Source organism: Thalassobaculum sp. (assembly GCF_040219215.1).
Classification (GTDB): Bacteria; Pseudomonadota; Alphaproteobacteria; order Thalassobaculales; family Thalassobaculaceae; genus Thalassobaculum_A.
The window spans coordinates 299,230-324,223 of sequence record NZ_JAVJSX010000007.1 but is presented as its reverse complement, the minus strand read 5'-3'; the positions used below and the strand labels follow the sequence as shown (position 1 = coordinate 324,223).

Sequence of the window (24,994 nt, the reverse complement as noted above, 5' to 3'; positions counted from 1 at the left end):
GAGAAGGGGCGGTCTCATGACGAACACGATTGCGCTGGTCGACGACGACCAGAACATCCTGACCTCGGTGACGATGGCACTGGAGGCCGAAGGCTTCGACGTCCGGACCTACAAGGACGGCGAGGAGGCGCTGCGCGGCCTGAGCCAGCGTCCGGTCGACCTGGCGGTGCTGGACATCAAGATGCCACGACTGGACGGCATGGAGCTGCTGCAGCGCCTGCGCAAGAGCAGCACGGTCCCGGTGATCTTCCTGACCTCCAAGGACGACGAGGTCGACGAGGTGCTCGGCCTGCGCATGGGCGCCGACGACTACATCAAGAAGCCGTTCTCGCAGCGCCTGCTGATCGAGCGGATCCGCGCCCTGCTGCGGCGCCAGGACCTGGCCGCCGACGAGGCCAATCCGACCTCAGACGCCATCATCACCCGCGGCGACCTGGTGCTCGACGGCGCCCGCCACATGTGCACATGGAAGGGCCGGCCGGTGGCGCTGACCGTCACCGAGTTCCTGATCCTGCGCGCGCTGTCGTCGCGGCCGGGCCACGTCAAGAACCGCGACCAGCTGATGGACGCCGCCTACGGCGACAGCGTCTATGTCGACGACCGCACCATCGACAGCCACATCAAGCGGGTGCGCAAGAAGTTCAAGGCCATTGACGACGCCTTCAACGAGATCGAAACCCTCTACGGCATCGGCTACCGCTACCGCGAGCCGGGCTGAGCGGCGGCCGGGATGCGGCGACGAAGGGGGTGACCGGGTGCCGGCGACCGACACGCTGCGAGCGGAGCGCGACCCCGCGCCGACGTCCCGGAATCCGCCGGACACGGATGCATCCAGCGGCGAGGCAAACGCCCGGCAGACGTCGCCGCTGAGCGCGACGCCGATCGCCCGCCGGCCGATCCGGCGGCTGAAGGCGGCCCGCCGCAAGTTCGGCTTCCGGGTCTCCGGGCTGACCATCCGGATCCTGGCGATCAACCTGTTGTCGGTGGCGATCCTTTTCATCGGCGTGCTGTATCTGGACCGCTACCAGAACAGCCTGATCCGCGGCGAGCTCGACGCCCTCGACCGGCAGGCCGAGGTGATGGCCCGGGCGGTCGCCGAACTGGCCGTCGACAGCGACGCCACCGTCGACCCGGGACTCATCACCGAGCGGGTCCGGCGCATCGTCCGGGTGCTGTCGGGCGTGCTGGCGTCGCGCGTCCGAATCTACGGCAGCGAGGGGAGGCTGATCGCCGACAGCCGGATGCTCACCGGCCCCGGCGGCACGGTCCGGATCCAGCCGCTGCCGCCGCCGGAGCCGGACCCGCTGCAGCGCTTCGCCAACCGGCTCTACGAGCGCATCGTGAACTGGCTGCCGCGCCGCTCCGAACTGCCGATCTGGAACGAGACCACCGGGCCGGCGGCGCTGTTCGAGGACGTCCAGCTGGCGCTCGGCGGCACCGTCACCCGCAAGGTGCGGGGCACCGAGGCCGGTGGCCTGTTCCTGTCGGTCGCGGTGCCGGTGCAGCGCTACAAGCAGGTGCTGGGCGCGCTGATGCTGTCGGTCGAGGGCGAGGACATCGACACCGCGGTGCGCGAGGTCCGGTTCGAGATCCTCGGCATGTTCGCGGTGACGCTGGCCATCACCATCCTGCTGTCGCTCTACCTGGCCGGCACCATCACCCGGCCGATCCAACGGCTGGCGAGCGCCGCCGAGGCGGTGCGGGCCAGCCACAGCCGGCGTCAGACGATCCCCGACTTCGGTCGCCGCGGCGACGAGATCGGCGACCTGTCGCGCTCGCTGAAGGCGATGACCGAGGATTTGTGGGCGCGCATGGACGCCATCGAGCGGTTCGCCGCCGACGTCGCCCACGAGATCAAGAACCCGCTCACCTCGCTGCGCAGCGCGGTCGAGACCGCCACCCGGGTCGACGACCCGGAGCGCCGGCAGCGCCTGATGACCGTGATCGTGGACGACGTCGCCCGTCTGAATCGCCTGATCTCGGACATCTCGGACGCCTCGCGGGTCGATGCCGAGCTGTCGCGCGAGGACCGCAGCGCGGTCGACGTCGGACGGATGCTCTCGGCGCTGGCCGAGGTCTATGCCGCGACCGCGGAGGAGCGCGGCGGGCCGCCGGTGCTGGCCGAGGTGGAGGACGCCGACGCCCTGGTGGTGGCCGGCCAGGAGGGCCGTCTGGTCCAGGTCCTGCGCAACCTGATCGAGAACGCCCGCAGCTTCTCGCCGCCCGACGGCGCCATCCGGCTGCGCGCCCGGCGCGAGGGCGACCAGCTTGCGATCAGCGTCGAGGACGACGGCCCGGGCCTGCCCGAGGGCAAGCTCCAGGCGGTGTTCGACCGGTTCTATTCGGAACGCCCGGAAGGCGAGAAGTTCGGAACCCACTCCGGGCTGGGCCTGTCGATCTCCAAGCAGATCGTCGAGGCGCATGGCGGAACGATCCGGGCCGAGAACCGCCGATCGGCCCAGGGCAGTGTGCTCGGTGCGCGCTTCGTGCTACGGCTGCCCCTGGCATCGCCCGCACGCTAACGGAACATTAACGAGGAGCGGACCAGGGTGCGCCTCTTGGAGGGGGAGCAAGCCTGCCATGCTGGGCGCGTCGGCAACATCGGCGGTCTCGATACTGCACAACCTGGGGCTTCTGGCCCTGGTGGCGATCGGCATCTCGATGCTGCAGCCGGGCCGGATGACGGATTCCGCCGGCTGGCGGCGGTCGACGCTGATGGGCCTGGTGTTCGGGACCACCGCTTCCTTCGTCATGCTCGACCCGGTGACCCTGTCGCCCGGTGCCACCTTCGACGCGCGCGGCGGCCCGGCGATGCTGGCCGGCATCTACGGCGGGCCGGTTGCCGCGGTCGTGACCGCCCTCATGGGATCGGCCACCCGGGCCTGGGTGGGCGGCGCCGGTGCCCCTGGCGGCGTGCTCGGCTTCGCGATCTATGCGGCGGTCGGCCTGGCGGCCCGGCACTACCTGACGCGAAGCCGGCGGCGCCCGGATACGGCGTGGTTTCTCGGGTTTGCGCTGCTCGGCACGGTGTGCGTCCTGCCCTCCTTCTTCGTCTATCCGGAATGGCAGACCGGGGTTTCCGTCCTGAAACAGGCCTGGTGGCTGTTGCTGTCCGGCAACGTGATCGGCGTGCTGGTCCTGGGCACGCTGCTCGAGCAGGACCGGCGCCGGCGGGTCCTGGAGGACGACCTGCGGGAGACCGAGGCGCGGACTCGCTCCGCCACCGAGGCGAAGACCCGGTTCCTGGCGTCGATGAGCCATGAGATCCGCACCCCGATGAACGCCGTGGTCGGCTTCGTCGACCTGTTGCGCGACTCCAGCCTCGACACCTTCCAGCGCCGCTGCGCCGAACAGATCCGCGAAGCCGCCCAGGGGCTGCTGCGGATCATCGACGACATCCTGGACTTCGCGAAGATCGATGCCGGCAACGTCCTGCTCGAGCCACAGCCGGTCGACCCGGCGACACTGGTCGAGAGCTGCCGGACGCTGCTGCTGCCGCAGTTCGAGGCCAAGGGCCTGGCCTGCACCCTCGATCTCGCCGACACGCTGCCGGCCGCCGTCGAGGCCGACCCGATCCGGCTGCGGCAGGTGCTGCTGAACCTGCTGGGCAATGCCGTCAAGTTCACCGATACCGGCGGTGTCACGGTCGCGCTGAGCTACGAGCCGGGGCCCGCAGCCGGGTCCGGCGAGCTGGTCGTCGTCGTCGCCGACACCGGCATCGGGATGACCGGCGACGAGCGCACCCGGCTGTTCAGCCCGTTCGCCCAGGGCGACCACATCGGCCGCGGCGGGACCGGCCTCGGCCTGGTGATCAGCCGCATGCTGGTGGAGGCCATGGGCGGCGACCTGGCGCTGGAGAGCACGCCCCGCGAGGGCACCACGGTGACGGTCCGGATTCCGGCCGGCGTAGCGACCGCTCCCCCGGTCCGGCCGGGTGACGACAGGGCAAAGGTCGACCGGGCGAGCCGGTCCCTGCGCGTCCTGGTGGCCGAGGACGTCGCGCTGAACGCCGAGATGATCCAGGCCACGCTGGAACAGGCGCAGCACTCGGTCCACGTGGTGTCCGACGGCCAGCACGCGGTCGACGCGGTGGCCGGGTCGAACTTCGACATCGTCCTGATGGACGTCCAGATGCCGGTGATGGACGGGCTGGCCGCCACCCGGGCGATCCGGGCGATGGGTGGCGCCGTCGCCGCGACGCCGATCATCGCCCTGACCGCCTACGCCTCGCGCGAGGATCTCAAGGCCTGCCTCGATGCCGGCATGAACGACTTCCTGACCAAGCCGCTGGAGCGGGCCAAACTGCAGGCGATGCTGGATCGCTGGGGCGGAGGGACCGGCAGGGGCAGCGGTGCGGCTGCGGCCGTTGTCGCGCCGGCGGCCGGGAACGCCGGCCAGAGCACGGCCGACAACCGGTCCGGGGAGCCGGTCGGCGACGAGAACGTCGAGCGGATCGGCGAACTGCTGGACCGGTTGACCAAGGTCGACAGGGACGAACGCGACGCCATGCGGTCGCTGGCGGTCAGCCTGGTTTCGGCCGCCGAGAACGTCGGGTTCCCGGCACTGGCCGAACGGTCACGCCGGCTGGTCGCCGCCTCCGGGCGATCCAACGCCGAGGCGCTGGGCGCGCTGATCGAGGACGTGACGGACACCGGGCGGCGCGCCGTTCAGGGAGCGACCGCTTCCACCGGCGGGAATGGCCGTTGACAGGCAGCGCCCGGCGGCCATTCTGCCTGCCATGGAGACGATCTGGGGAACCACGGTGGCGATCGACGGCCGGGCTGTGCTGCTGCGCGGACCGTCGGGCGCCGGCAAGTCGGATGTCGCACTGCGCCTGATCGACGCCGGCGCCGGGCTGGTGTCGGATGATCGCACCGAACTGGTCCGCGAAGGCGACCGGCTGGTGGCGCGGGCCCCGGAGGCGCTGCGCAACCGCCTGGAGGTCCGCGGTATCGGCATCGTCACCATCGCCGGGGTGGCGCGGGCCCCCCTGGTGCTGGTGGTCGATCTGGTGCCGCCGGAACAGGTCCCGCGGCTGCCGGAACCCGGGCGCTGGAGTCATGCCGGGGTGTCGATCCCGCTGATCGTGCTGACCGCCTTCGAGGCCTCGACGCCGGCCAAGGTCAGGCTGGCCGTGCGCATGGTGACCGAGGAATGACCCGACGCCGTACGAGGCGACTGTGACGACGCTGGACCGAAGCCCGGACCGGAGCCCGACGGGCGACCGCGTCCTGGTGGTGCTGGTCACCGGACTCAGTGGCGCCGGCCGGACCTCCACCCTGAAGATCCTCGAGGACGAGGGCTTCGAGGCGGTGGACAACCTGCCGCTGTCGCTGCTGCCGATGCTGCTGGCTCCCGGCCGCGATGGGGCCGGGCCGTCCGGCACGGCCCGGGTGGCGGTCGGCGTCGACCTGCGGACCCGCGGCTTCGACCAACGCCTGCTGCTCGACCAGTTGGCCGCCATGCGGGCCCGGGCCGATCTCGACCTGCGCGTGCTGTATCTCGACTGCGACGACGCGGTCCTGATCCGGCGCTTCACCGAGACCCGGCGCCGGCACCCGCTGGCCACCGACCGGCCGGTCGCCGACGGCATCCGGATCGAACGCGACGTGATGATGCCGCTGCGCGAGGCCGCCGACGTGGTCATCGACACCACGGCGCTGACGCTCGCCGGCTTCCGGCAGACCCTGGTCGCGGCCCTGGCGGTCGACAGCGCCCGCCGCATGACCGTGACCGTCCTGTCCTTCGCCTTTCGCGGCGGCCTGCCGCGCGAAGCCGACCTGGTGTTCGACGTGCGGTTCCTGGAGAACCCGCACTATGTCGACGAGCTGCGGCCGCGCGACGGCCGGGATCCGGCAGTCGCCGCCTACGTCGACCGCGACCCCGACTTCGCGCCGTTCCTGGGGCATCTGAAGTCCCTGCTGCAGCCGCTGCTGCCGCGCTACGAGCGCGAGGGCAAGAGCTATCTGACGATCGCCGTCGGCTGCACCGGCGGCAAGCACCGCTCGGTGGTCACGGCCGAGCGCTTGGCGGCGTGGTTGAAGAGCCTCGGCACTCCTGTCACGCTCAGGCATCGCGACCTGCCGGCAGCGGCAGGCGAGGGGGAGCAGCCGACTGATGAGGCGCGGCATGGCTGACGATCATGGGAATGACTGACGCCGGGGCGGGGGACCCGGTGATCGGCCTGGTGCTGGTGACGCACGGCCGGCTCGCCGAGGAGCTCAGGCAGGTCATGGAGCACGTGGTGGGCCCGCAGACGGCGATCGCCACCGTCTGCATCGGACCGGACGACGACATGGAGCAGCGCCGGCGCGAGATCCTGGAGCGGGTCGACGCCATGGACGCCGGGCGCGGAGTGGTGGTCCTGACCGACATGTTCGGCGGCACCCCGTCGAACCTGGCGATCTCGATCCTGGACCGGCCCGGCGTCGAGGTGATCGCCGGCGTCAACCTGCCGATGCTGATCAAGCTGGCGAGCGCCCGGATCGGCGGCAGCCTGGCCGAGGCCGCCGCCGCCGCCCGCGACGCCGGCCGCAAATACATCTCGATCGCCTCCGAGGTCCTCGGCGGCACGGGACGGTGAGATGACGGACATCGCCGGGCGTAGCGGCCCGCCAGCCGCGGAACGGCGCCGATGACGGCGCGTCGGGTTCTGCTGATCACCAACAAGCGCGGCCTGCACGCCCGGGCCGCGGCCAAGTTCGTGCAGTGCGCCGGCTCGTTCGATGCCGAGGTCACGGTACACAAGGACGGTCAGGCGGTGTCGGGCCGCTCGATAATGGGCCTGATGATGCTGGCGGCGGCGCCCGGCAGCTCGATCGAGGTGACCGCCGACGGGAGGCAGGCCGAGGCGGCCGTGGCGGCGATCGCCGCGCTGGTCGACGGCAAGTTCGATGAAGACTAGCACCACCACCCGCCGGCCCGCCCGGCCGACTTCGTTCGAAGGCATCGGGGTGTCCGGCGGCATCGCCATCGGGCCGGCCTATGTGCTGGAGGGCGGCATCGCCCAGGTGCCGGAGTTCACGGTCGAGGCGCACGCCCTGGAGGCCGAGGTCGACCGCTTCAAGGCCGCGCTCGCCAAGGCGCGCCGGCAGATCCGCAAGCTGCGCCGCAAGGCCGAGGCGCTGCCGGTGTCGGTGCTGGAGGAACTCGGCCCGCTGCTCGACGCCCACGCCGCGATGCTGGATTCCAGCCGGCTGGCCGGCGGCGTCGAGTCCGCGATCCGGACCCGGTCGGTCAATGCCGAGGCCGCCGTGCAGGCGGTCGTCGGCGAGCTGGTGCGCGGCCTGGAGGCGGTCGGCGACGCCTATCTGGCCTCGCGCGGCCAGGACATCCGGGAGGTCGGCGACCGCATCCTGCGGCACCTGACCGCGACGCCCTATCACGCCTTCGCGCTGCTGACCCCCGGCACCATCGTGGTGGCCGAGGAGCTCAGCCCGGCCGACACCGCGCTGATGGACCCGGCCCTGGTCGGCGGCTTCGCCACGGCGCTCGGCGGCGCCGACAGCCACACCGCGATCATGGCGCGCTCCATGGGGATCCCGGCGGTGCTGGGGGTGCCGGCGGTGTCTGCGCGGGTGCGCCCGGGCGTCCGGCTGATCGTCGACGGCGAGGCCGGCCGGATCATCGTCGACCCCGACGCCGACACCCTGGCCGAGTACCGGCGCAAGGCCGAGGCCCGCAAGCGCCTGGAGCGCCAGCTGGCCCGGCTGCGGGCGATGCCGGCGACCACCACCGACGGCGTCCGCATCGCCCTGCAGGCCAACCTGGAGCTGCCGCGCGACCTGGAGAACGCCCACCAGGGCGGGGCCGAGGGTATCGGCCTGCTGCGCACCGAGTTCCTGTTCATGAACCGCCCGGACCTGCCGACCGAGGACGAGCAGTACGCCGCGCTCCGCCAGGTAGTCGAGTCGATGCAGGGCCGGCCGGTCACGATCCGCACCCTGGACGTCGGCGGCGAGAAGCTGGCGACGGCGCTCGGCGAGCGCATCGCGGAATCCGCCAACCCCGCGCTCGGCCTGCGCGCGATCCGGCTGGCGCTCAAGGAGCCGAAGCTGCTGGAGACCCAGCTCTCGGCAATCCTGCGGGCCGGGGCGCACGGCCCCGTGCGCATCCTGCTGCCGATGATCTCGTCGATCAGCCAGGTGCGGGCGGTGCGCGCCATCCTGGCCCGGGTGGTGTCCCGGCTGAAGCGCCGCAAGGCCCGGATCGCCAGGCCGATACCGCCGGTCGGCATCATGATCGAGGTGCCGGGGGCGGCGCTGACCGCCGACGCGCTGGCCCGCGAATGCGACTTCATGGCGCTCGGGACCAACGACCTGACCATGTACACGCTCGCCATCGACCGCGGCGACGAGCAGGTGGCCGACCTCTACAACCCGCTGCACCCGGCCCTGCTGCGGCTGATCCAGTTCACCGTCGAGGCCGCCCTGCGCAACGGCATCCCGGTCAGCGTCTGCGGCGAGATCGCCGGCGACCCGCGCTACGCGCCCCTGCTGGTCGGGCTCGGGGTACGCGAGCTGTCGATGGCCGCCACCGCCCTGCCGCGGGTCAAGCAGCGCATCCGCCGGCTGGCCGCCGGCCCGGCCACCCAGCGCGCCCGCGCCATCATGGACCAGGCCGACGAGACCCGGATCGCCACCCTGCTGGACGACTTCAACGAGGGGCTCTGACGTCCCCTGCGATTACCGCAGCGCGTGGATCAGCAGGTGCCGGACCGGTTCGCGATCGACGAACTCCGTGCGGATGTGGCGGAGGACGTGGCGCTGACCCGCGAACGGAACCATCGCCAACGCGCCGTCGAAGTCGACCCAGCGGAACTCGCTATGCTCATGGTTCAGGACCACGTCGGCCACATGGGCGATACAGACGAAGACCGGCAGCATGCTGATCGCGTCCCGCTCCGCCTCGTAGAACTGCTCGCAGATATCGGCCGAGTAGAGCCGGGCGCACTCCAGGCCTGTCTCTTCCCGCACTTCACGAAGTGCCGCCTGCCAAGCCGTCTCGCCATCCTCGATCTTTCCCGCGACCTGGCACCACTCGCCAGCCAGCGTCTGGGTGCGACGCAGGAGCAGAACCTGCGCCTCACCCTTCTCGAACCGCATGACGACCACCGACACGGCGAAGCAACGGATCGGTATCTCGGCCATCCGGTCCTCCGATCTCCCTACGGCCGGTGCGGCTCGGCGAAGTAGTCGGCCGAGCGCATCTCCATCAGCCGCGACACCGTGCGGTCGAACTCGAAGCCCCAGTCGCTGCCGGCGTAGAGCCTCTCGGCCTCGGCCTCGGCCGAGCACACAAGCGACACCCGGCGCTCGTACAGGGCATCGATCAGCATCATGAAGCGCCGGGCGCGGTCGCGGATCGCGTCGGTCATTACCGGGACGTCGTCGATCAGCACCGCCCGGTAGCGCCGGGCGATCGCCAGGAAGTCGCCGGGGCCGAGCGGCCGGCCGCACAGCTCCTCGAAGGAGAACCGCGCCACCCCCTTGGCGGCCCGCGTCACCTCGAGCTCGCGGCCGAGCACCACCACGCTGTCGGGTTCCGGCTCGGCACCGCCGGACAGCTCCCCGAACAGCCGGTCGAGGCCGGCACGGGCATCGGCGTCGGCCGGCGTGAAGAACAGGGTCTCGCCGGCCAGCCGGTCGCGCCGATAGTCGGTGCCGTCGCCCAGGTCGGCGACGTCCAGCCGCTCCTTCAGCAGCTCGATGAACGGCAGGAAACGGTCGCGGTGCAGGCCGCCCTTGTACAGGTCGTCGGGCGGCCGGTTCGATGTCGTCACGACCACAACGCCGCGCTCGAACAGGGCGGTGAACAGCCGCGCCAGGATCATCGCGTCGGCGATGTCCCGCACCTCCATCTCGTCGAAGCACAGCAGCGACACCTGCTCGGCGACGGTCGCGGCGGCCTGCAGGATCGGCGAGTCGCCGGCCCCGCCCTGCTGGCGGAACCGGTGGATCAGGCCGTGCACCTCCTGCATGAACTCGTGGAAGTGCACCCGCCGCTTGGCGCTCACCGGGGCGGCCTCGTAGAACAGGTCCATCAGCATGGACTTGCCGCGGCCGACCGGGCCGAACAGGTACAGGCCGGTCGGGGCGGCGGCGTCCCGCGAGCGGCGCAGGCCGAGCTTGGACAGCCAGCCGCCGGAGGACGCCGAGCGCGCCTGCCAGCCGTCGACCGCCCGCGACAGCTCGTCCAGCCGTGCCGCCGCGGCCTCCTGGTCGTCGTCGCCCTTCAGCGCGCCCGAGCCGACCCGCGCCCGGTAGCGGGCGAGCGGCCCGGCCTCGGACGCCGGCGGATCGGCCTCAGCGGCCGCCATTGACGTTCAGGACCGTTCCGACGCAGTAGCGGGCGGCGTCCGACAGCAGCCACACGACCGCCTCGGCGACCTCCTCGGCGGTGCCGGCGCGGCCGATCGGCACGGTGGCGCCGAGCCGCTGCGCCCGGTCCGGGGCACCGGCGGTGGCGTGGATGTCGGTGTCGATCATGCCCGGCGCCACCGCGTTGACCCGGATGCCCTCGCCGGCGACCTCGCGGCCGAGGCCGGTGGTCCAGGCGTCGACCGCGCCCTTGGACGCGGCGTAGTGCACGAACTCGTTCGGCGAGCCGATGCGCGGCGCGATCGACGACAGGTTCACGATCCCGCCGCCCTGACCGCCGCGCCTGGTCGAGAGCCGGCGGACCGCCTCGCGGTTGGCGATCATCAGGCCGATGACGTTCAGGCCGATCACCGAGCGCATGGCGTCGGCGGTCATGTCCTCGACCCGGGTGATCGAGCCGGTGATGCCGGCATTGGCGACCAGTCCGCCGAGCGGGCCGAGCTCGCGCTCGGCGGTCTCGAACAGCCGCAGGATGTCGGCCTCCTCGGCCATGTCGCCCTGCACCGTGATCGCCTTGCGGCCGGCCGCGCGGACCGCCGCCGCCGTCTTCTCGGCGGCGTCGGCGTTGCCGGCGTAGTTCACCGCCACGTCCCAGCCGTCGGCGGCGGCACGGCGGCACACCGCGGCACCGATGCCGCGCGAGCCGCCGGTCACGATCAGAACCTTTCCGGACATCCTGCCCCTCCCGTTGCCAATTCGCGTTGCTACTCGGCCGGCACGGTCGCCGCCAGGGTCACCCGTGCAGTCATCTGCGCCTTCTCGGCGCCGGCCAGGCCGCCGCCCATGTCGGTCGCCTTGCCGGCCATCGCGCCCTCGGCGCGCGCCATGGTCATCATCTGCGGCATCGGCCGGTGCATGGTGCCCATCATCAGGCTGCGGACCCGGAACCTGCGGTCCGGAAACGCCTTGTTGAGCGCCGCGATCTCGGCCGCGACCCGGTCGTAGACCCGGGCCCGCAGGCGATCCAGCACCGCCTCGCGCTCGGCCAGGGTCGGGGTGTACTCGATCGAGGCCACCGACAGGGCCCGGCCCGGCCTGGTCGCGTCCTTGGTCTTGCCGGCGAGCTCGGCCAGCGTCGCCTCCGGCACCCGCGCCTCGGCAACCAGGCGCCAGCGCTCGAAGCCGGCGTCGTCGCCGAGCTTGCCGAAGTCGACGATCCGCCATTCGGCGCCGGTGCCGAAGCCCTGCAGGGTGGCGACCAGGTCCTGGCGGGCGGCACCGAAGCGGCCGGATTCGACGGCCAGGTCGGCGCCGACCCGGACCGTCGCGGTCCTGGTCTCGACCCAGTCCTCGACCGACAGCTCCAGGGTCACCTCGTCGTCGGCCGGCCCCTGCCGCTCGATCGCGGTCTCGGCGTCGGACTCGGCCGCCTTCTGCGCCCAGGCCGGGGCGGCCGGCAGGGCGAGGGCGGCGAGGATCAGAACGACGGGAAGGGTGTGGTTTCGGGGCATGATCGGTCCTTTCGTCCGGAGGTCGCGGACGGCGAGGCGACCATAGCCAGCGGGCGAAAGGATGGCAATCGGAGGGCGGAACGAGGCGACCGGGCCAGGCCGCCCGTGCCGGGCTACTGCCGCATCACCATCAGCTTCTTGATCTCGGCGATCGCCTTGGCCGGGTTCAGGCCCTTCGGGCAGGTCTTGGTGCAGTTCATGATGGTGTGGCAGCGGTACAGCCGGAACGGATCCTCGAGCGCGTCGAGCCGCTCGCCGGTGTACTCGTCGCGGCTGTCGGCGATCCAGCGATAGGCCTGCAGCAGCACCGCCGGGCCGAGATAGCGGTCGCCGTTCCACCAGTAGCTCGGGCACGAGGTCTGGCAGCAGAAGCACAGGACGCATTCCCACAGCCCGTCGAGCTTCTCGCGCTCCTCCGGGCTCTGCCTTCGCTCCTCGGTCGGCGACGGCGGGGTGTCGGCCTGCAGCCAGGGCTGCACCGAGGCGAGCTGGGTGTAGGGCACCGTCAGGTCGGGGACCAGGTCCTTGATCACCGGCATGTGCGGCAGCGGGTAGATCGCCACGTCGCCGTCGACCTCGTCGATCGGCTTCAAGCAGGCCAGGGTGTTGGTGCCGTCGATGTTCATCGCGCACGACCCGCAGATGCCCTCGCGGCAGGACCGCCGGAAGGTCAGGGTGGTGTCGATCTCGTTCTTGATCTTGATCAGCGCGTCCAGGACCATCGGCGCGCAGTCGTCGAGGTCGATCTCGTAGGTGTCCAGCCGCGGGTTGCCGCCCTTGTCGGGATCCCAGCGGTAGATCTTGAATTTCTTCACGCGCTTGGCGCCGTCGGGCGCCTTGTAGGTGTCGCCAATCTTGACCTTGGAATTGGCGGGCAGGGTGAACTCGGCCATCGATGGTCCCCGTCAGCTGGTGGGAGCGGTGCGGAAGCGGTCGCGTCAGTAGACGCGGGCCACCGGCGGGATGCTCTCCACCTCGTTCGAAAGCGTGTTCATGTGAACGTCGCGGTACATCGTCTTGTGCTGGTTCTTCTCGTCCAGCCACATGACGGTGTGCTTCATCCAGTTCGCGTCGTCGCGGTCCGGGAAGTCCTCGTGGGCGTGCGCCCCGCGGCTCTCCTTGCGCAGCGACGCCGAGGTCAGGGTGACGATCGCCTGGCTCACCAGGTTCTCGAGCTCCAGCGCCTCGACCAGGTCGGAGTTCCAGATCAGCGAGCGGTCGTGCAGCCCGACGTCGGCCATCGAGCCGGCGACCTCGTGGATCTTCTTCAGGCCGTTCTGCATCAGCTCGTCGGTGCGGAACACCGCGGCGTGGGTCTGCATGGCGCGCTGCATGTCGAGGCGGATGGCGCCGGCGTTGGTGCCGCCCTTGGCCTGGCGCATGCGGTCCAGGCGCGCGATCGCCTTCTCGCTGGCGTCGTTCGGCATCGGCTTGTGGCCCTCGCCCGGCTTCACCGTCTCGGCGGCCCGATGGGCGGCGGCCCGGCCGAACACCACGATGTCGAGCAGCGAGTTGGTGCCGAGGCGGTTGGCGCCGTGCACCGACACGCAGGCCGCCTCTCCGATCGCCATCAGGCCGGGCACCACCCGGTTCGGGTCGGCGGCGGTCGGCGCGATCACCTCGCCGTGGTAGTTGGTCGGGATGCCGCCCATGTTGTAGTGCACGGTCGGCAGCACCGGGATCGGCTCCTTGGTGACGTCGGCGCCGGCGAACACCTTGGCGGTCTCGGAGATGCCCGGCAGCCGCTGGTGCAGCACCGCCGGATCCAGGTGCTCCAGGTGCAGCATGATGTGGTCGCTGTTCGGACCGACGCCGCGCCCCTCGTTGATCTCGATGGTCATCGCCCGGCTGACCACGTCGCGCGAGGCCAGGTCCTTGGCGGTCGGCGCGTAGCGCTCCATGAAGCGCTCGCCCTCGGAGTTGGTGAGGTACCCGCCCTCGCCGCGCGCGCCCTCGGTGATCAGGCAGCCGGCGCCGTAGATGCCGGTCGGGTGGAACTGCACGAACTCCATGTCCTGCAGCGGCAGGCCGGCGCGCAGCACCATGGCGTTGCCGTCGCCGGTGCAGGTGTGCGCCGAGGTGCAGGAGAAGTAGGCGCGGCCGTAGCCGCCGGTCGCCAGCACCGTCTGGTGGGCTCGGAACCGGTGGATGGTGCCGTCCTCCAGGCACAGCGCCATGACGCCGCGGCAGGCACCGTCGTCGTCCATGATCAGGTCGAGCGCGAAATACTCCACGAAGAACTCGGCGTGGTTGCGCAGCGACTGCTGGTAGAGGGTGTGCAGGATGGCGTGGCCGGTACGGTCGGCGGCGGCGCAGGCGCGCTTGGCCATCGCCTTGCCGTGGTTCAGCGTGTGGCCGCCGAACGGCCGCTGGTAGATCTTGCCCTCGTCGGTGCGCGAGAACGGCACGCCGAAATGCTCGAGCTCGATGACCGCCGGGATGGCGTTGCGGCACATGTACTCGATCGCGTCCTGGTCGCCGAGCCAGTCGGAGCCCTTGACGGTGTCGTACATGTGGAAGCGCCAGTTGTCGCCCTCGCCCATGTTGTCGAGCGCGGCGCCGATGCCGCCCTGCGCCGCCACGGTGTGGCTGCGGGTCGGGAACACCTTGGTGATGCAGGCGGTCTTCAGGCCTTCCATGGACATGCCGAGGGCGGCGCGCAGCCCGGCGCCGCCGGCACCGACCACCACCACGTCGTATTCATGCTCGACGATCTTGTACGCTTCCATGACTTCAGCCTCCGAACGCCAGTCGCAGCACCGCGACGATCGTCGCGACCGCCAGCAGGACGGCTGCGAACTTCACGGCAATCAGGGCGGCCAGCTTGCAGCCCTCGCCATGGACATAGTCCTCGATCACCACCTGGACACCCAGCTGGGCGTGCCAGAAGGTCGCGGCGACCAGCAGCACCAGCAGCACCGTGACCGCCGGCGAGCCGACCCAGGCCGCCGCCTCGGCGTGGTCCATCCCGGCCATGCCGGCGACCGAGACCACGAACCACAGCGTCAGCGGCACCAGGGCGATCGCCGTCAGGCGCTGCGCCCACCAGTGGTGCACGCCGTCTTTCGCCGAACCGAGCCCGCGGACCCGGGCCAGCGGCGTGCGCATCGAGCGCACGGAATTGCCTGCCATTCTCGTTTCCTCCGCGCGCTCAGGCCGACACGATCGCGATCGCCCAGGCGATCACGGTCAGCGCCGCCGATGCGATCACCGTCGCCCAGCCGGACTTGTAGACGGTCTCCAGCTCGAAGCCGTAGCCGGCGTCCCAGAACAGGTGCCGGATGCCGTTGCACAGGTGGTACATCAGCGCATAGCTGAACCCGAACAGGATGAGATAGCCCAGCCAGGAGCCGAGGAAGCCCTGGACCACCGCAAAGGCGTCCGGGCCGGCGGCGGCGGCGATCAGCCACCAGGCCAGCAGCAGCGTCCCGACCGCCAGGGCGACCCCGGTGATGCGGTGCGAGATCGACAGCACACTGGTGAGCTGCGGCTTGTAAACCTGGAGATGCGGCGACAATGGCCGACGGTCAACGCTCATTCGAACCCCCTCACGGGCAGATCCCCTTCACGGCCTTCGCTTGCCGGGCGGCACCCCTGCGGCCGCCCGCCCGACCCGAACCCAGCCGACCCGAAGCTAGCGCGCCGGCGCCGCCGGGTCGACGCGGCCGTTATAGACCATCGAAGGGCCGCTACAAACCCGACGATTCGCGCAATACAGCGGCCCCGGCGGCGCGTGGATAACCGACAGGCCGGCTATCCCCAGATTTCGGCAGACGGGCGACCACAGCCGGCCCCGTCCGTACAACTCCCTGTTTTTCGGCGATCTGTCGCCGACACGTCAAGAATTGCGTTGTGGATAAACTCGTGGATAATGTATGGAGATCATGTTTATTTGTATTGATAAGTATTCGATCCGAAATTGGGCCGGGTACTTTACATTTTTTATTGTCGCGGGCAAGTCTTTCGGGCAGTATTCCTTCATCACGTGGGGTTCGGATCCGGAACCGCGACGGTTCGGGGGGCGCTGGCCGCCACCGGGACTGACGCGTGAGGGATCCGACCCGGTCCGGGGTGCCGGCTCTTCTCCTGGGGCCGGCACCGGTCCGCCGCCGATGCGGCCCGTGCGATCCGATGGGAGGCGCGCCCGTGCCGCGCCGCCCGGGCCCGGAGATCTCCGCTCCGAGGCATGGCCGTTCCTTCGGGCCAAGGGAAGGGGCGGCCGGTGGATCGCCGGAACGCTGGGGTCGATTCGCGGGCTCACGGGCCGGCTGCGGGAGCGTCCGTCGGTGGATAGCCGGCGGAGTCCGTGCCAAAGACAGTCGCGAGGCGCTCCCGAGGACCTTCCGCATCGGCGTGGTCGCGCCCGGTTTGCCGGGCGACGGTCGGGCGCCGGGGCCGCGAGGCTTCGGCGCCCGTTCCGTTTCCGACCCCAGGATCCCGCGCGCCCGCCGTCCCGGCACGCGGGGCCGTCACGAAAGTGATTCGCTTTCGCTGTTCCGTCGCCGGCTGCGTGCTAGGTTTCGTCCCATGAAATCCACCGGACGATCCCTGCTGCGCGCCGCCGTCGCGGCCTCCCTGCTGATCCTGACGGCGGGAACCGCCTCGGCCGCCTGTACCGACCCGCCGCAGCCCGGGGTCGACTGGCGGCAGTGCAACTTCGACCGCTACGACCTGGCCCGCATCGACCTGACCGGCGCCCGGCTCGACAACGCCAGCTTCAACCGGGCGACCCTGGCCGGGACCGATTTCTCGCGGCTGGAAGGCGGCCGGGTCCGGTTCCTGGGAGCCGACCTCAAGGAGGCGGTGTTCGACGGCGCCCGGCTGCGCGGCGCCGACTTCACCGAAGCCAAGCTCGAGAACGCCTCGTTCAAGGGCGCAGACCTGGCCGAGGCCCGCCTGGTCTCGGCCAACCTGCGCGGGGTCGACCTGACCGGCGCCAAGCTGCGCGACGCCAATTTCTTCCGGGCCGACCTGTCGGGCGCGACCTGGGTCGACGGCAAGCGGGTCTGCGCCGAGGGCTCGATCAGCTTTTGCCGGTGACGCGGCCGGCGGCGACCTCGATGGGACCGATGCGACAGCTGGGCGGCACCCGATCATCCGAGGACGGTCCCGGCGAGGACGGTCCCGGCCGGCGGGGACCGACGACCTGCCGTCGCCGACTGCTTGCCGCGGCGGCCGCGATCGCCGGCGGCCCGGGCCCGCTGCTGGCCGCCGCCCCTGACGCCACTGCCGGGCGCAACGATCTGATCGGCCGCAACCGCCTGCACACCGTCGCGGCCGGCGAGGTGCTGGTGGACATCGCGGTCAGCTACGGGGTCGGCTACGTCGAGCTGGCGGCCGCCAATCCGGACGTCGACCCCTGGCGACCGGGCGTCGGCAGCGAGCTCGTCATCCCCGGCGAACATATCCTGCCCGACGCACCACGCCGCGGTATCGTCATCAATCTGGCGGAGTTGCGTCTCTATCACTTCGCGCGCGACGGCGGGGTCCGCAGCATGCCGATCGGAATCGGCAGCGAGGGCCTCGAGACCCCCGCCGGCGAGACCCGGGTGACCGGCAAGCGCAAGAACCCGACCTGGTGGCCGCCGGCGTCGATCCGGGCGGAGCGCCCGGAACTGCCCGCCGCCGTGCCACCGGGTCCCGAGAACCCGCTCGGCGACTATGTCCTGGAGCTCGGCTGGCCGCTGTACCGCATTCACGGCACCAACCGGCCCTACGGGGTCGGCCGCCGGGTCAGTCATGGCTGCATCCGCCTGTATCCGGCCGACATCGAGGCGCTGTTCGGCGCGGTGCCGACCGGCACGCCGGTGCATGTCGTCGACCAGTCGATCAAGGTCGGCTGGCAGGGCGGCCGGCTGTTCCTGGAGGTGCATGCAACCCAGAGCCAGGTCGACGCGATCGAGGCCGGCCACTCGGCCGCCGACTGGCCACCGGAGGATCCGACGGCGCTGATCCGCCGGGCGACCGGCGGTGACGACCGGCTGGTCGACTGGACGGTCGTAGGCCGGATCGCCCTGGCACGCCACGGCGTGCCCGGGCTGATCTCGGCCGCTGCGCCGAAGGACCCGGCCGAATAGCTACTTGCGCAGCGACTTGCGGAACATCGCCTCGACCTTGGCGCTGCTCTCGGCGGCGGCCTCGGCGGCCAGCCGGGCGGCGTTCGCCGCCGCCCTGGCGTCCTCGGCCGCCTTGACGGCACGCTCGACCGCCGCGCGATCGCCGGCGGCCAGCGCATCGACCCGGCGCCCCAGATCGGTGACGCCGGTCTCGAGCTTGCCGACCCGGCTTTCCATCGAGCTGACCTCGCTCTCGGTGGCGCAACCGGCCAGGGTCAATGCCGCACCCGCGGCGGCGACCAGATACAACGCCCGAACCATCGACATGACTACGCGCTCCTCGTGACGGCTATCCGCCGCCCGGGTCCGGGCGGCGACCCTTCAATATTGGCAGGACAGCCGGCGGCCGCCTTTGATCTCCCTCAATGCGGGTGTGGTCGCGGACCGCCAAGCTGCGACATACGGCGTGTCGGAGCGGGGGTCGGACACCGCCTCAACCGGGAGAGTGCCATGACCAAGCAAACCGCCGGAAACCCGACCGGGCCGTCGCCGTTCGGCCCGACTGCCAACCCGTTCGCCGCCAATCTGTTCGCCGGCAACCCGTTCGCGAACGCCTTCACGCCTCAGACGGACAGCGTCGACCAGGGCCGGGAGCACGCTGTCCAGGCCTGGATGCAGTTCAACCGCGCGGTCCTGGAAGGGGTCGGCAAGCTGCAGCAGGAGACCAGCCGGTTCGTGATCCGCCGGCTCGAGGAGGACCTGGACCGCCAGCGGCAGTTGCTGGCCTGCCGGTCCCCGGAGGACGCCTGGCAGGTCTGCGCCGACGCCGCCCGCCGGACCGTCGAGGACTACACCGAGGAGGCCGGCCGGCTGTCGGAGATCGCCGCCGAGGTGCAGTACGCCTGCTCGGGCTTCGGCGAGATGCTGGCCGGGTCGGCCCTCGAGACCGGGGCCTTCGAGACCGGGGCACCCGAAGCCCCCGGCCAGCAGGGCAAGCCGGAACGCAAGCCGGCGGCCTGAGCGCCGTCCCGCGTCAGGGCTGCAGGACGTAGCTGCCCGGCGCGTCCGGCAGCACCGCGCGCGCCCGGCCGGCGGATGCCGCGGCGATCGGTTCCGCCGCCACCGGTGTCCCCGAGCGGGCGGCCAGCCAGGCCTGCCACTCCGGCCACCAGGAGCCTTCCGCCACCGGCGTCGCCGCCTCCCAGGTCGCCGGGTCGACGAACACGTCGCCCGGCGCCTTGGTCGAGACCCGATAGTGCCGGTGCGGATGCCCCGGCTCGCTGACGATCCCGGCATTGTGGCCGCCCGAGGTCAGCAGGAAGGTCACCTCGGCGGCCGGATGGGTGGTGATCTTGTAGACCGACCGCCAGGGCGCGACGTGGTCGCGCTCGGTGCCGACCGCGAACACCGGCAGCCGGATGTCGGCCAGGCTGACCGCGCGGCCATCGACCATGAACCGGCCCTCGGCCAGGTCGTTGTCCAGGAACAGCCCGCGCAGGTACTCCGAGTGCATCCGGTACGGCATGCGGGTGGCGTCGGCGTTCCACGCCATCAGGTCGGTGACCGGCTCGCGCTCGCCGAGCAGGTAGTCGCGCACCATGCGCGACCAGATCAGGTCGTTCGAGCGCAGCAGCTGGAACGCCCCGGCCATCTGCCTGGTGTCGAGATAGCCCTGCTCCCACATCATGTCCTCGAGGAAGCGGACCTGGCTCTCGTCGATGAACAGGGTCAGCTCGCCGGCCTCGGTGAAGTCGACCTGGGCGGCCAGCAGGGTCAGCGAGGCCAGCCGGTCGTCGCCGTCGCGCGCCATCGCCGCCGCCGCGATCGACAGCAGCGTCCCGCCCAGGCAGTAGCCGGCGGCGTGCACCCTGCGGCCCGGCATCGCCCGCTCGACCGCGTCGAGCGCCGCCATCACCCCGAGCCGACGGTAGTCCTCCATCCCGAGGTTGCGCTGCTCGGGCCCCGGGTTGCGCCAGGAGATCATGAACACGGTGTGGCCCCGGCCGACCAGCCAGCGCACCAGCGAGTTCTCCGGCGACAGGTCCAGGATGTAGTACTTCATGATCCAGGCCGGCACGATCAGCACCGGCTCGGGATGCACCGCCTCGGTCGACGGCGCGTAGCGGATCAGCTCGATCAGTTCGTTGCGCCACACCACCTTGCCGGGGGTCGTCGCCACGGTCTCACCCGGCCGGAACGCCTCGGTGCCGACCGGCGGCCGGCCGGCCATCGTCCGCTCCCAGTCGGCCAGCAGGTTGGCGGCGCCGCGCCGCAGGTTGGCGCCGCCCTCGCGCAGGGTGGCGGCCTGCAGCTCCGGGTTGCTGGCCAGGAAGTTCGACGGCGACATCACGTCGAGCAGCTGGCGGGCCACGAACGACACCACCGCCTCGTGATGCCGCGACACCCCGGGGATGCCGGTGGTGGCGTTGTGCCACCACTGCTGGGTCAGCAGGAATGACTGGTAGATCATGCTGTAGGGCGCCGCCTGCCACGGCGCGCCGACGAACCGGCGGTCCTGCGGCAGCGGCGCGATGCAGGGCCCGGCGGCGGCGCCGGTCGCCGCGCATTCGCAGGCGTGCAGCCACAGCCGCACCGCCTTGCGCACCGCCTTCTGGACCAGCTGCGCCTGCTTGCCCGGCGAGATCGCCAGGTGGATCGCCCAGTCGCCGAACGCCTCGGCCAGCGACGCCGGCGACAGCCCCATGGTCAGCCGGGCGATCGAGGCGTGCACCTGGCGGTCGATCGCCTCGCCCCCGAGGCCGCCCCACAAGGGCTCCGGCGGATCCACGCTGTCGACCGTCGGCAGCGCGGCGGCGGACCGCTGGTCGTTGGCCGGCGCCGGCCGGCCGATCGGGGTCGCGGTCATCGCTCCTGCTCCCCGCCGGCGTCCGGGCTGTCGGCATCCCGCAGCGCGGTGACGGCGGCACGGATTTCGGCACGGACCGGCTCAGGCTGCCGCGCCACCGCCTCGCCGAGGGTGCGCAGGGCCCGGCGCAGCCCGTGAATCTGGTCGAGCAGGTCGACCACCACCGGCACGGTGTCGGGCTCGACCCCGAGCTCGGCCTCCAGGGTCACCAGCAGCCGCAGCCGGGCGACGTCGACCTCGGCGAACACCAGCCCGCCCTGCCGGACATCCGGGCACACCAGCCCCTCGTCGACCCACAGCAGCAGGCGCTCCTCCGACAGGCCGCGCACGCGCGCGACCACCGCGGTGACGTCAAGCATGGCCGGCCTCCTTCATCAGGCCGGCGCGCGGATCGTAGGCATGGCCGGCCCGCCATTCGGTGACGATCCGCTCGAGCTCGGGGTCGACCGTCGCCGGCAGCACGATCCTCAGGGCCACCAGCTGGTCGCCGTGGTCGCGGCCGGCCCGCACGCCCTTGCCCCGGAGCCGGAGAACCCGGCCGGAACTGGAGCCCTTCGGCACCGTCACCGTCACCGGGCCATGAATCGTCGGAACCGGCACCTTGCCGCCCAGCACCGCCTCGTCGAGGGTGATCGGCAGCTCCAGGTGGATGTCGTCGCCGTCGCGGCGGAACACCGGATGGGCCCGCACCGCGAGCTCGATCAGGGCGTCGCCGGGCGGCCCGTCGCCGAAGCCCGGCCCGCCATGGCCGGCCAGCCGCAGGGTCATGCCGTCATGGGCGCCGACCGGGATGGTCACGTCGAGGGTGCGGCCGTCGGCCATGGTCACCCGGGCCCGGCCGCCGCGGGCGGCGTCCATGAAATCGACCTCCAGGCGGTAGCGCAGGTCGCCGCCGCGGGCATGGAACCCGTGCCGGCCGCCGCCCCGGGGGCCGCCCCGGGGACCGCCCTGGGGACCGCCCTGGGGACCGCCACGCGCGGCCTGCTGGCGGAACAGCTCGGAGAACACGTCGCCGAGGTCCTCGAAGTCCTCGAAGCCGCGGGTCGAATGGTAGGGATGGTCGTGCCCGCGTCCACCCGGCCCGCCGGCATGGGACCGGTAGAACGGGTGCGGCTGCTGCTCGGCGCCGGTGGCGTCGATCTCGCCGCGGTCGAAGCGGCCGCGGCTCTCCTCGTCGCCGACGACCCGGTAGGCCTGGCCGACTTCCTTGAACCGCGCCTCGGCATCGGCATCGCCGGGATTCAGGTCCGGGTGCAGCTTCTTGGCCAGCTTGCGGTAGGCCTTGCGGATATCGTCCTGGCTGGCGTCGGGCGCCACGCCGAGGACCTCGTAGGGTGTCTTCGCCATGCCGGTCACGCCGTCGCTTTCATTCTGCCGCCTTGGCGGTGTCGGCCCCCGCCTCGCCTGCCGCAGCGCCGGGCCGCCGCCGCTCGCCGAGGCACGCCGTCACCGCCGCCCGGTCGAGGGTCTCCCGGTGCTCCAGCTCGGACACCAACCGCTCGACCGCGGTCCGGTTGCCGGCGATCGCCGCGGCCGCCCGGGCCTCGGCCTCCTGCAGGATCCGCCGGACTTCCAGGTCGACCTCGTGGGCGGTGCCGTCGCTGAACTCGCGCGGCTGCGCCATCTCGCGGCCGAGGAAAGGGTGCTCGTCGCTCTGCCGCAGGTCGACCGGACCGAGCCGTTCCGACATGCCCCAGCGCGACACCATCGCCCGGGCCAGCCGGGTGGCCTGGCGGATGTCGTCGTCGGCCCCCGAGCTGACGTCGCCGAGCATCGCCTGTTCCGCCGCCCGGCCGCCGAGCAGCACCGCCAGCCGATCGGCCAGCTCACCGCTCGACTGGGTGTAGCGCTCGGCCTCCGGGATCATGTGGGTGCCGCCCAGCGCCCGGCCGCGCGGGATGATCGTGACCTTGTAGATCGGGTCGGCATTCGGCAGCGCGTGCGCCACCGCGGTGTGGCCGGCCTCGTGGACCGCCAGCCGGTGCTTCTCCGCCGGCCGGATCGTCAGCTTGCGCTCCATGCCCATCATCACCCGGTCGCGCGCCTCGTCGACATGCCGCATGGCGACCTGCTCGCCGTTCTCGCGGGCGCAGGCGATCGCCGCCTCGTTCACCAGGTTCTTCAGGTCGGCGCCCGAGAAGCCCGGGGTGCCGGCGGCGATCACGCCGAGGTCGATATCGTCGGCCATCGGCTTGTTGCGGACATGAACCTGCAGGATCGCCTCGCGCGCGTCCTTGTCCGGCAGGTCGAGGGTGACGTGACGGTCGAACCGGCCGGGCCGCAGCAGCGCCGGGTCCAGCACGTCGGGCCGGTTGGTGGCGGCCAGCACCACCACCGCCTCATGGCCCTCGAATCCGTCCATCTCCGACAAGATCTGGTTGAGGGTCTGCTCGCGTTCGTCGTGGCCGCCGCCGAAGCCGGCGCCGCGCACCCGGCCGATCGCGTCCAGCTCGTCGATGAACAGGATCGCGGGCGCCCGCTTCTTGGCCTCGTCGAACATGTTGCGGACCCGGCTGGCGCCGACCCCGACGAACATCTCGATGAACTCGGAGGCCGAGATGTTGAAGAACGGCACCCCGGCCTCGCCGGCCAGCGCCCGCGCCAGCAGGGTCTTGCCGGTTCCCGGCGGGCCCATCAGCAGGATGCCGCGCGGCGGCTCGGCGCCCAGCCTGCGGTAGCGCTCGGGGTCGCGCAGGAACTCCACCAGCTCGGCGACCTCGCGCTTGGCGTTGTCCTGGCCGGCGACGTCCGCGAAGGTGACCGGCTTGCTCTGGACCTCCTCCTTGCCGGCGCGGCCCTTGAGGAAGGCGTCGACGCCACCGCTCCCCAGTCCACCCCCCAGTCCGCCGCCGAGCCCGCCGGCGCGCGCGAAGCGGGTCCAGAAGAACAGGTAGATGCCGATGAACAGCAGCCACGGCAGCATCGATACCAGCCAGTTGCCGCCGTCCGCCGGCAGCGCGGTGGTGGCCACGCCGTGCTGCTCGAGCGCCGGCAGCAGCGCCGGGTCGCCGGTCGACGGGATCCGGGTGCTGACCGACGGCGAGCTGACCCCGGGCCGGACCTCCATCGGCGCGTCCAGCTGCACCGCGATCTCGTCGCCGCGCATGGTCACGCTCTCGACCCGGCCCTCGTCGACCAGGGTCTTGAAGGTCGAGTAGGCGATCGCGGCACCCTCGCCGGGCGCGCGCTCGACCCGCGACGCCAGCCAGAACGGCAACAGCAGCCCGGCCGCCACCAGCGCAATCCAGATCCAGCGTCGCTCCACCGCAGGTCACTCCCCGGTCGTGATCCGGAATCCCTCCCGACCCGCGGACCTTAGGGGTGCCGGAGGCCGGGCACGTTGACCTGGGTCAACAGCCGCCAGCCGGCGGCGCCGGCACCTCGCTCCCGGCGTTAACGGCCCGTTCATTGTCTTCTCCGCATCCTCGCGCAAGGGGAAGCAGTGCTTGCGGAGGGTGCCCGAATGGCGATCGCCGACGATATCATCGCCCGGCTGACCGGCGAGTTCCTGGATGACGCCGGCGACCGGCTCGCCCGCATGCAGGTCACGCTGACCGACCTGACGGCCCGCCCGAAGGATCGCCGCGCGCTGCTGCTGGACCTCGCCCGCGAGATCCACAACCTCAAGGGCGCCGGCAAGATGTACGGCTTCCCGACCATCTCGCTGGTGGCCGACCGTTACGAGGACTACCTGGAGGCGGGCGCCGAGGCCGATCCGCTGCCGGTCGCCCAGCTTCAGGGATTCGCCGACACCCTGCTCGATATCGTCGAGAGCGGCCGCAACCCGGATCCCGACCGCACCGCCGCGATCCTGCGCGGGCTGCCGTCATATTTCGAGTTCGACCCGGACTCGGTGGTCGGCCGCCCCGGCCGCGCGTTGGTGGTGACCCGGGCCCGCACCCTCGGGCACATGCTGGCCCGCGAACTGGCGAACTGCGGCTACCGGGCGCAGCTGGCCTCCGACCCGTTCGAGGCCCTGCGCTTCGCGGTCGCCGAGCAGCCCGACGTGGTGCTGAGTTCGGCGGTGCTCGACGGGCTCGGCGGGATCGACCTGCTGCGGGCGCTGCGCACCGTGCGCCCGACCGCACGGATGCCGGTGGCGGTGGTGACCTCGTTCGACGCCGGTCACCCGGAGCTGGCCGGCCTGCCGCAGGGCGTGGCGGTGGTCAAGCTCGGCAAGACCCTGGCCGACGACCTGGCCCGGGTGCTGACCGAGGCCGGGGAACTGCCTGGCGCCTGATC

Annotated in this window: 25 protein-coding genes; 12 read left to right on the top strand and 13 right to left on the bottom strand. The window is 71.6% G+C overall.

The features are described 5' to 3' along the window. Positions 1-16 precede the first annotated feature (16 nt). The 8 genes from RIC54_RS05100 to ptsP are packed head-to-tail and all read left to right on the top strand — an operon-like array spanning position 17 to position 8,672. Positions 17-718 (top strand): response regulator transcription factor, encoded by a 702-nt coding sequence (locus RIC54_RS05100; RefSeq protein ID WP_350150716.1) that lies wholly within the window; start codon positions 17-19, stop codon positions 716-718. Between the two features lie 37 nt (positions 719-755). Next, entirely contained in the window at positions 756-2,522 is a 1,767-nt protein-coding gene (locus RIC54_RS05095) for a sensor histidine kinase (protein ID WP_350150714.1), read from the top strand. 58 nt (positions 2,523-2,580) lie between these two features. Then, positions 2,581-4,707: an ATP-binding protein gene (locus RIC54_RS05090; RefSeq protein WP_350150712.1), complete on the top strand. Its 2,127-nt coding sequence runs from the start codon at positions 2,581-2,583 to the stop codon at positions 4,705-4,707. Further along, positions 4,697-5,158, top strand: a complete 462-nt coding sequence (locus tag RIC54_RS05085; protein ID WP_350150710.1) for an HPr kinase/phosphorylase — start codon at positions 4,697-4,699, stop codon at positions 5,156-5,158. Before RIC54_RS05090 ends, RIC54_RS05085 begins: the two co-directional genes overlap by 11 nt. 22 nt (positions 5,159-5,180) lie before the next feature. Continuing rightward, entirely contained in the window at positions 5,181-6,137 is a 957-nt protein-coding gene (rapZ, locus tag RIC54_RS05080) for an RNase adapter RapZ (protein ID WP_350150708.1), read from the top strand. 38 nt (positions 6,138-6,175) lie between these two features. After that, the gene (locus RIC54_RS05075; RefSeq protein WP_350150804.1) at positions 6,176-6,583 is read left to right on the top strand and encodes a PTS sugar transporter subunit IIA; all 408 of its coding nucleotides are present in this window, start codon (positions 6,176-6,178) and stop codon (positions 6,581-6,583) included. A 51-nt stretch (positions 6,584-6,634) separates the two neighbouring features. Continuing rightward, positions 6,635-6,904, top strand: coding sequence for an HPr family phosphocarrier protein (locus RIC54_RS05070; RefSeq protein ID WP_350150706.1), 270 nt, complete (start codon positions 6,635-6,637; stop codon positions 6,902-6,904). Then, on the top strand, positions 6,894-8,672 hold the full coding sequence (gene ptsP / locus RIC54_RS05065) for a phosphoenolpyruvate--protein phosphotransferase (protein WP_350150704.1): 1,779 nt from the start codon (positions 6,894-6,896) through the stop codon (positions 8,670-8,672). The genes RIC54_RS05070 and ptsP overlap by 11 nt, the downstream gene beginning before the upstream one ends. 12 nt (positions 8,673-8,684) lie before the next feature. On the opposite strand, the gene RIC54_RS05060 is transcribed toward ptsP, so the two are convergent. The 8 genes from RIC54_RS05060 to sdhC form a co-directional block, all read right to left on the bottom strand. Then, complete coding sequence (locus tag RIC54_RS05060; RefSeq protein ID WP_350150702.1) at positions 8,685-9,149, bottom strand: NUDIX hydrolase; 465 nt, start codon at positions 9,147-9,149, stop codon at positions 8,685-8,687. Positions 9,150-9,166: 17 nt separating this feature from the next. Then, positions 9,167-10,318: a cell division protein ZapE gene (gene zapE / locus RIC54_RS05055; protein WP_350150700.1), complete on the bottom strand. Its 1,152-nt coding sequence runs from the start codon at positions 10,316-10,318 to the stop codon at positions 9,167-9,169. Next, complete coding sequence (locus RIC54_RS05050; protein WP_350150698.1) at positions 10,305-11,054, bottom strand: SDR family oxidoreductase; 750 nt, start codon at positions 11,052-11,054, stop codon at positions 10,305-10,307. The genes zapE and RIC54_RS05050 overlap by 14 nt, the downstream gene beginning before the upstream one ends. A 29-nt stretch (positions 11,055-11,083) precedes the next feature. Continuing rightward, positions 11,084-11,830, bottom strand: coding sequence for a hypothetical protein (locus RIC54_RS05045; protein WP_350150696.1), 747 nt, complete (start codon positions 11,828-11,830; stop codon positions 11,084-11,086). A 113-nt stretch (positions 11,831-11,943) separates the two neighbouring features. After that, on the bottom strand, positions 11,944-12,723 hold the full coding sequence (locus RIC54_RS05040) for a succinate dehydrogenase iron-sulfur subunit (RefSeq protein WP_350150694.1): 780 nt from the start codon (positions 12,721-12,723) through the stop codon (positions 11,944-11,946). A 45-nt stretch (positions 12,724-12,768) separates the two neighbouring features. Then, complete coding sequence (gene sdhA, locus RIC54_RS05035; RefSeq protein ID WP_350150692.1) at positions 12,769-14,559, bottom strand: succinate dehydrogenase flavoprotein subunit; 1,791 nt, start codon at positions 14,557-14,559, stop codon at positions 12,769-12,771. Between the two features lie 4 nt (positions 14,560-14,563). Next, on the bottom strand, positions 14,564-14,962 hold the full coding sequence (gene sdhD, locus RIC54_RS05030; protein ID WP_350150691.1) for a succinate dehydrogenase, hydrophobic membrane anchor protein: 399 nt from the start codon (positions 14,960-14,962) through the stop codon (positions 14,564-14,566). A gap of 19 nt (positions 14,963-14,981) precedes the next feature. Continuing rightward, positions 14,982-15,368 carry a succinate dehydrogenase, cytochrome b556 subunit gene (gene sdhC / locus RIC54_RS05025; protein ID WP_350150689.1) on the bottom strand — a complete coding sequence of 129 codons (387 nt, stop codon included), beginning with the start codon at positions 15,366-15,368 and terminating at the stop codon, positions 14,982-14,984. Positions 15,369-16,357: 989 nt separating this feature from the next. On the opposite strand from sdhC, the gene RIC54_RS05020 reads away from it, so the two are divergent. Both RIC54_RS05020 and RIC54_RS05015 read left to right on the top strand, forming a co-directional pair. Beyond that, positions 16,358-16,870: a pentapeptide repeat-containing protein gene (locus tag RIC54_RS05020; protein ID WP_350150687.1), complete on the top strand. Its 513-nt coding sequence runs from the start codon at positions 16,358-16,360 to the stop codon at positions 16,868-16,870. 29 nt (positions 16,871-16,899) lie between these two features. Next, the gene (locus RIC54_RS05015; RefSeq protein WP_350150685.1) at positions 16,900-17,907 is read left to right on the top strand and encodes a L,D-transpeptidase family protein; all 1,008 of its coding nucleotides are present in this window, start codon (positions 16,900-16,902) and stop codon (positions 17,905-17,907) included. On the opposite strand, the gene RIC54_RS05010 is transcribed toward RIC54_RS05015, so the two are convergent. Then, entirely contained in the window at positions 17,908-18,213 is a 306-nt protein-coding gene (locus RIC54_RS05010; protein ID WP_350150682.1) for an Lpp/OprI family alanine-zipper lipoprotein, read from the bottom strand. It abuts the gene before it with no gap. 183 nt (positions 18,214-18,396) lie between these two features. On the opposite strand from RIC54_RS05010, the gene RIC54_RS05005 reads away from it, so the two are divergent. Then, positions 18,397-18,906: a phasin family protein gene (locus RIC54_RS05005; RefSeq protein ID WP_350150680.1), complete on the top strand. Its 510-nt coding sequence runs from the start codon at positions 18,397-18,399 to the stop codon at positions 18,904-18,906. A gap of 13 nt (positions 18,907-18,919) precedes the next feature. Here RIC54_RS05005 and RIC54_RS05000 read toward each other — a convergent pair whose 3' ends face one another. From RIC54_RS05000 to ftsH, 4 genes are read right to left on the bottom strand one after another with little or no spacing between them, the layout of a single operon-like run. Continuing rightward, positions 18,920-20,752, bottom strand: a complete 1,833-nt coding sequence (locus RIC54_RS05000; protein ID WP_350150678.1) for a PHA/PHB synthase family protein — start codon at positions 20,750-20,752, stop codon at positions 18,920-18,922. Further along, positions 20,749-21,111, bottom strand: coding sequence for a chaperone modulator CbpM (locus RIC54_RS04995; protein ID WP_350150676.1), 363 nt, complete (start codon positions 21,109-21,111; stop codon positions 20,749-20,751). The genes RIC54_RS05000 and RIC54_RS04995 overlap by 4 nt, the downstream gene beginning before the upstream one ends. Continuing rightward, entirely contained in the window at positions 21,104-22,099 is a 996-nt protein-coding gene (locus tag RIC54_RS04990) for a DnaJ C-terminal domain-containing protein (protein ID WP_350150674.1), read from the bottom strand. The genes RIC54_RS04995 and RIC54_RS04990 overlap by 8 nt, the downstream gene beginning before the upstream one ends. Positions 22,100-22,118: 19 nt before the next feature. Beyond that, a complete protein-coding gene (ftsH, locus tag RIC54_RS04985) occupies positions 22,119-24,017 on the bottom strand; it encodes an ATP-dependent zinc metalloprotease FtsH (protein ID WP_350150672.1) in 1,899 nt (632 codons plus the stop codon). Positions 24,018-24,215: 198 nt separating this feature from the next. Between ftsH and RIC54_RS04980 the strand changes: the two genes are divergently transcribed. Beyond that, positions 24,216-24,992 carry an Hpt domain-containing protein gene (locus tag RIC54_RS04980; RefSeq protein ID WP_350150670.1) on the top strand — a complete coding sequence of 259 codons (777 nt, stop codon included), beginning with the start codon at positions 24,216-24,218 and terminating at the stop codon, positions 24,990-24,992. Positions 24,993-24,994 lie beyond the last annotated feature (2 nt).

What these genes read in the sequence shown, in the direction of transcription:
- RIC54_RS05100 (WP_350150716.1), top strand. Translation starts at nt 17, where the DNA reads ATGACGAACACGATTGCGCTGGTCGACGACGACCAGAACATCCTGACC.
- RIC54_RS05090 (WP_350150712.1), top strand. Translation starts at nt 2,581, where the DNA reads ATGCTGGGCGCGTCGGCAACATCGGCGGTCTCGATACTGCACAACCTG.
- RIC54_RS05085 (WP_350150710.1), top strand. Translation starts at nt 4,697, where the DNA reads ATGGCCGTTGACAGGCAGCGCCCGGCGGCCATTCTGCCTGCCATGGAG.
- RIC54_RS05070 (WP_350150706.1), top strand. Translation starts at nt 6,635, where the DNA reads ATGACGGCGCGTCGGGTTCTGCTGATCACCAACAAGCGCGGCCTGCAC.
- ptsP (WP_350150704.1), top strand. Translation starts at nt 6,894, where the DNA reads ATGAAGACTAGCACCACCACCCGCCGGCCCGCCCGGCCGACTTCGTTC.
- RIC54_RS05060 (WP_350150702.1), bottom strand. Translation starts at nt 9,149, where the DNA reads ATGGCCGAGATACCGATCCGTTGCTTCGCCGTGTCGGTGGTCGTCATG.
- zapE (WP_350150700.1), bottom strand. Translation starts at nt 10,318, where the DNA reads ATGGCGGCCGCTGAGGCCGATCCGCCGGCGTCCGAGGCCGGGCCGCTC.
- RIC54_RS05050 (WP_350150698.1), bottom strand. Translation starts at nt 11,054, where the DNA reads ATGTCCGGAAAGGTTCTGATCGTGACCGGCGGCTCGCGCGGCATCGGT.
- RIC54_RS05045 (WP_350150696.1), bottom strand. Translation starts at nt 11,830, where the DNA reads ATGCCCCGAAACCACACCCTTCCCGTCGTTCTGATCCTCGCCGCCCTC.
- RIC54_RS05040 (WP_350150694.1), bottom strand. Translation starts at nt 12,723, where the DNA reads ATGGCCGAGTTCACCCTGCCCGCCAATTCCAAGGTCAAGATTGGCGAC.
- sdhA (WP_350150692.1), bottom strand. Translation starts at nt 14,559, where the DNA reads ATGGAAGCGTACAAGATCGTCGAGCATGAATACGACGTGGTGGTGGTC.
- sdhD (WP_350150691.1), bottom strand. Translation starts at nt 14,962, where the DNA reads ATGGCAGGCAATTCCGTGCGCTCGATGCGCACGCCGCTGGCCCGGGTC.
- sdhC (WP_350150689.1), bottom strand. Translation starts at nt 15,368, where the DNA reads ATGAGCGTTGACCGTCGGCCATTGTCGCCGCATCTCCAGGTTTACAAG.
- RIC54_RS05020 (WP_350150687.1), top strand. Translation starts at nt 16,358, where the DNA reads ATGAAATCCACCGGACGATCCCTGCTGCGCGCCGCCGTCGCGGCCTCC.
- RIC54_RS05015 (WP_350150685.1), top strand. Translation starts at nt 16,900, where the DNA reads ATGCGACAGCTGGGCGGCACCCGATCATCCGAGGACGGTCCCGGCGAG.
- RIC54_RS05010 (WP_350150682.1), bottom strand. Translation starts at nt 18,213, where the DNA reads ATGTCGATGGTTCGGGCGTTGTATCTGGTCGCCGCCGCGGGTGCGGCA.
- RIC54_RS05005 (WP_350150680.1), top strand. Translation starts at nt 18,397, where the DNA reads ATGACCAAGCAAACCGCCGGAAACCCGACCGGGCCGTCGCCGTTCGGC.
- RIC54_RS05000 (WP_350150678.1), bottom strand. Translation starts at nt 20,752, where the DNA reads ATGACCGCGACCCCGATCGGCCGGCCGGCGCCGGCCAACGACCAGCGG.
- RIC54_RS04995 (WP_350150676.1), bottom strand. Translation starts at nt 21,111, where the DNA reads ATGCTTGACGTCACCGCGGTGGTCGCGCGCGTGCGCGGCCTGTCGGAG.
- RIC54_RS04990 (WP_350150674.1), bottom strand. Translation starts at nt 22,099, where the DNA reads ATGGCGAAGACACCCTACGAGGTCCTCGGCGTGGCGCCCGACGCCAGC.
- RIC54_RS04980 (WP_350150670.1), top strand. Translation starts at nt 24,216, where the DNA reads ATGGCGATCGCCGACGATATCATCGCCCGGCTGACCGGCGAGTTCCTG.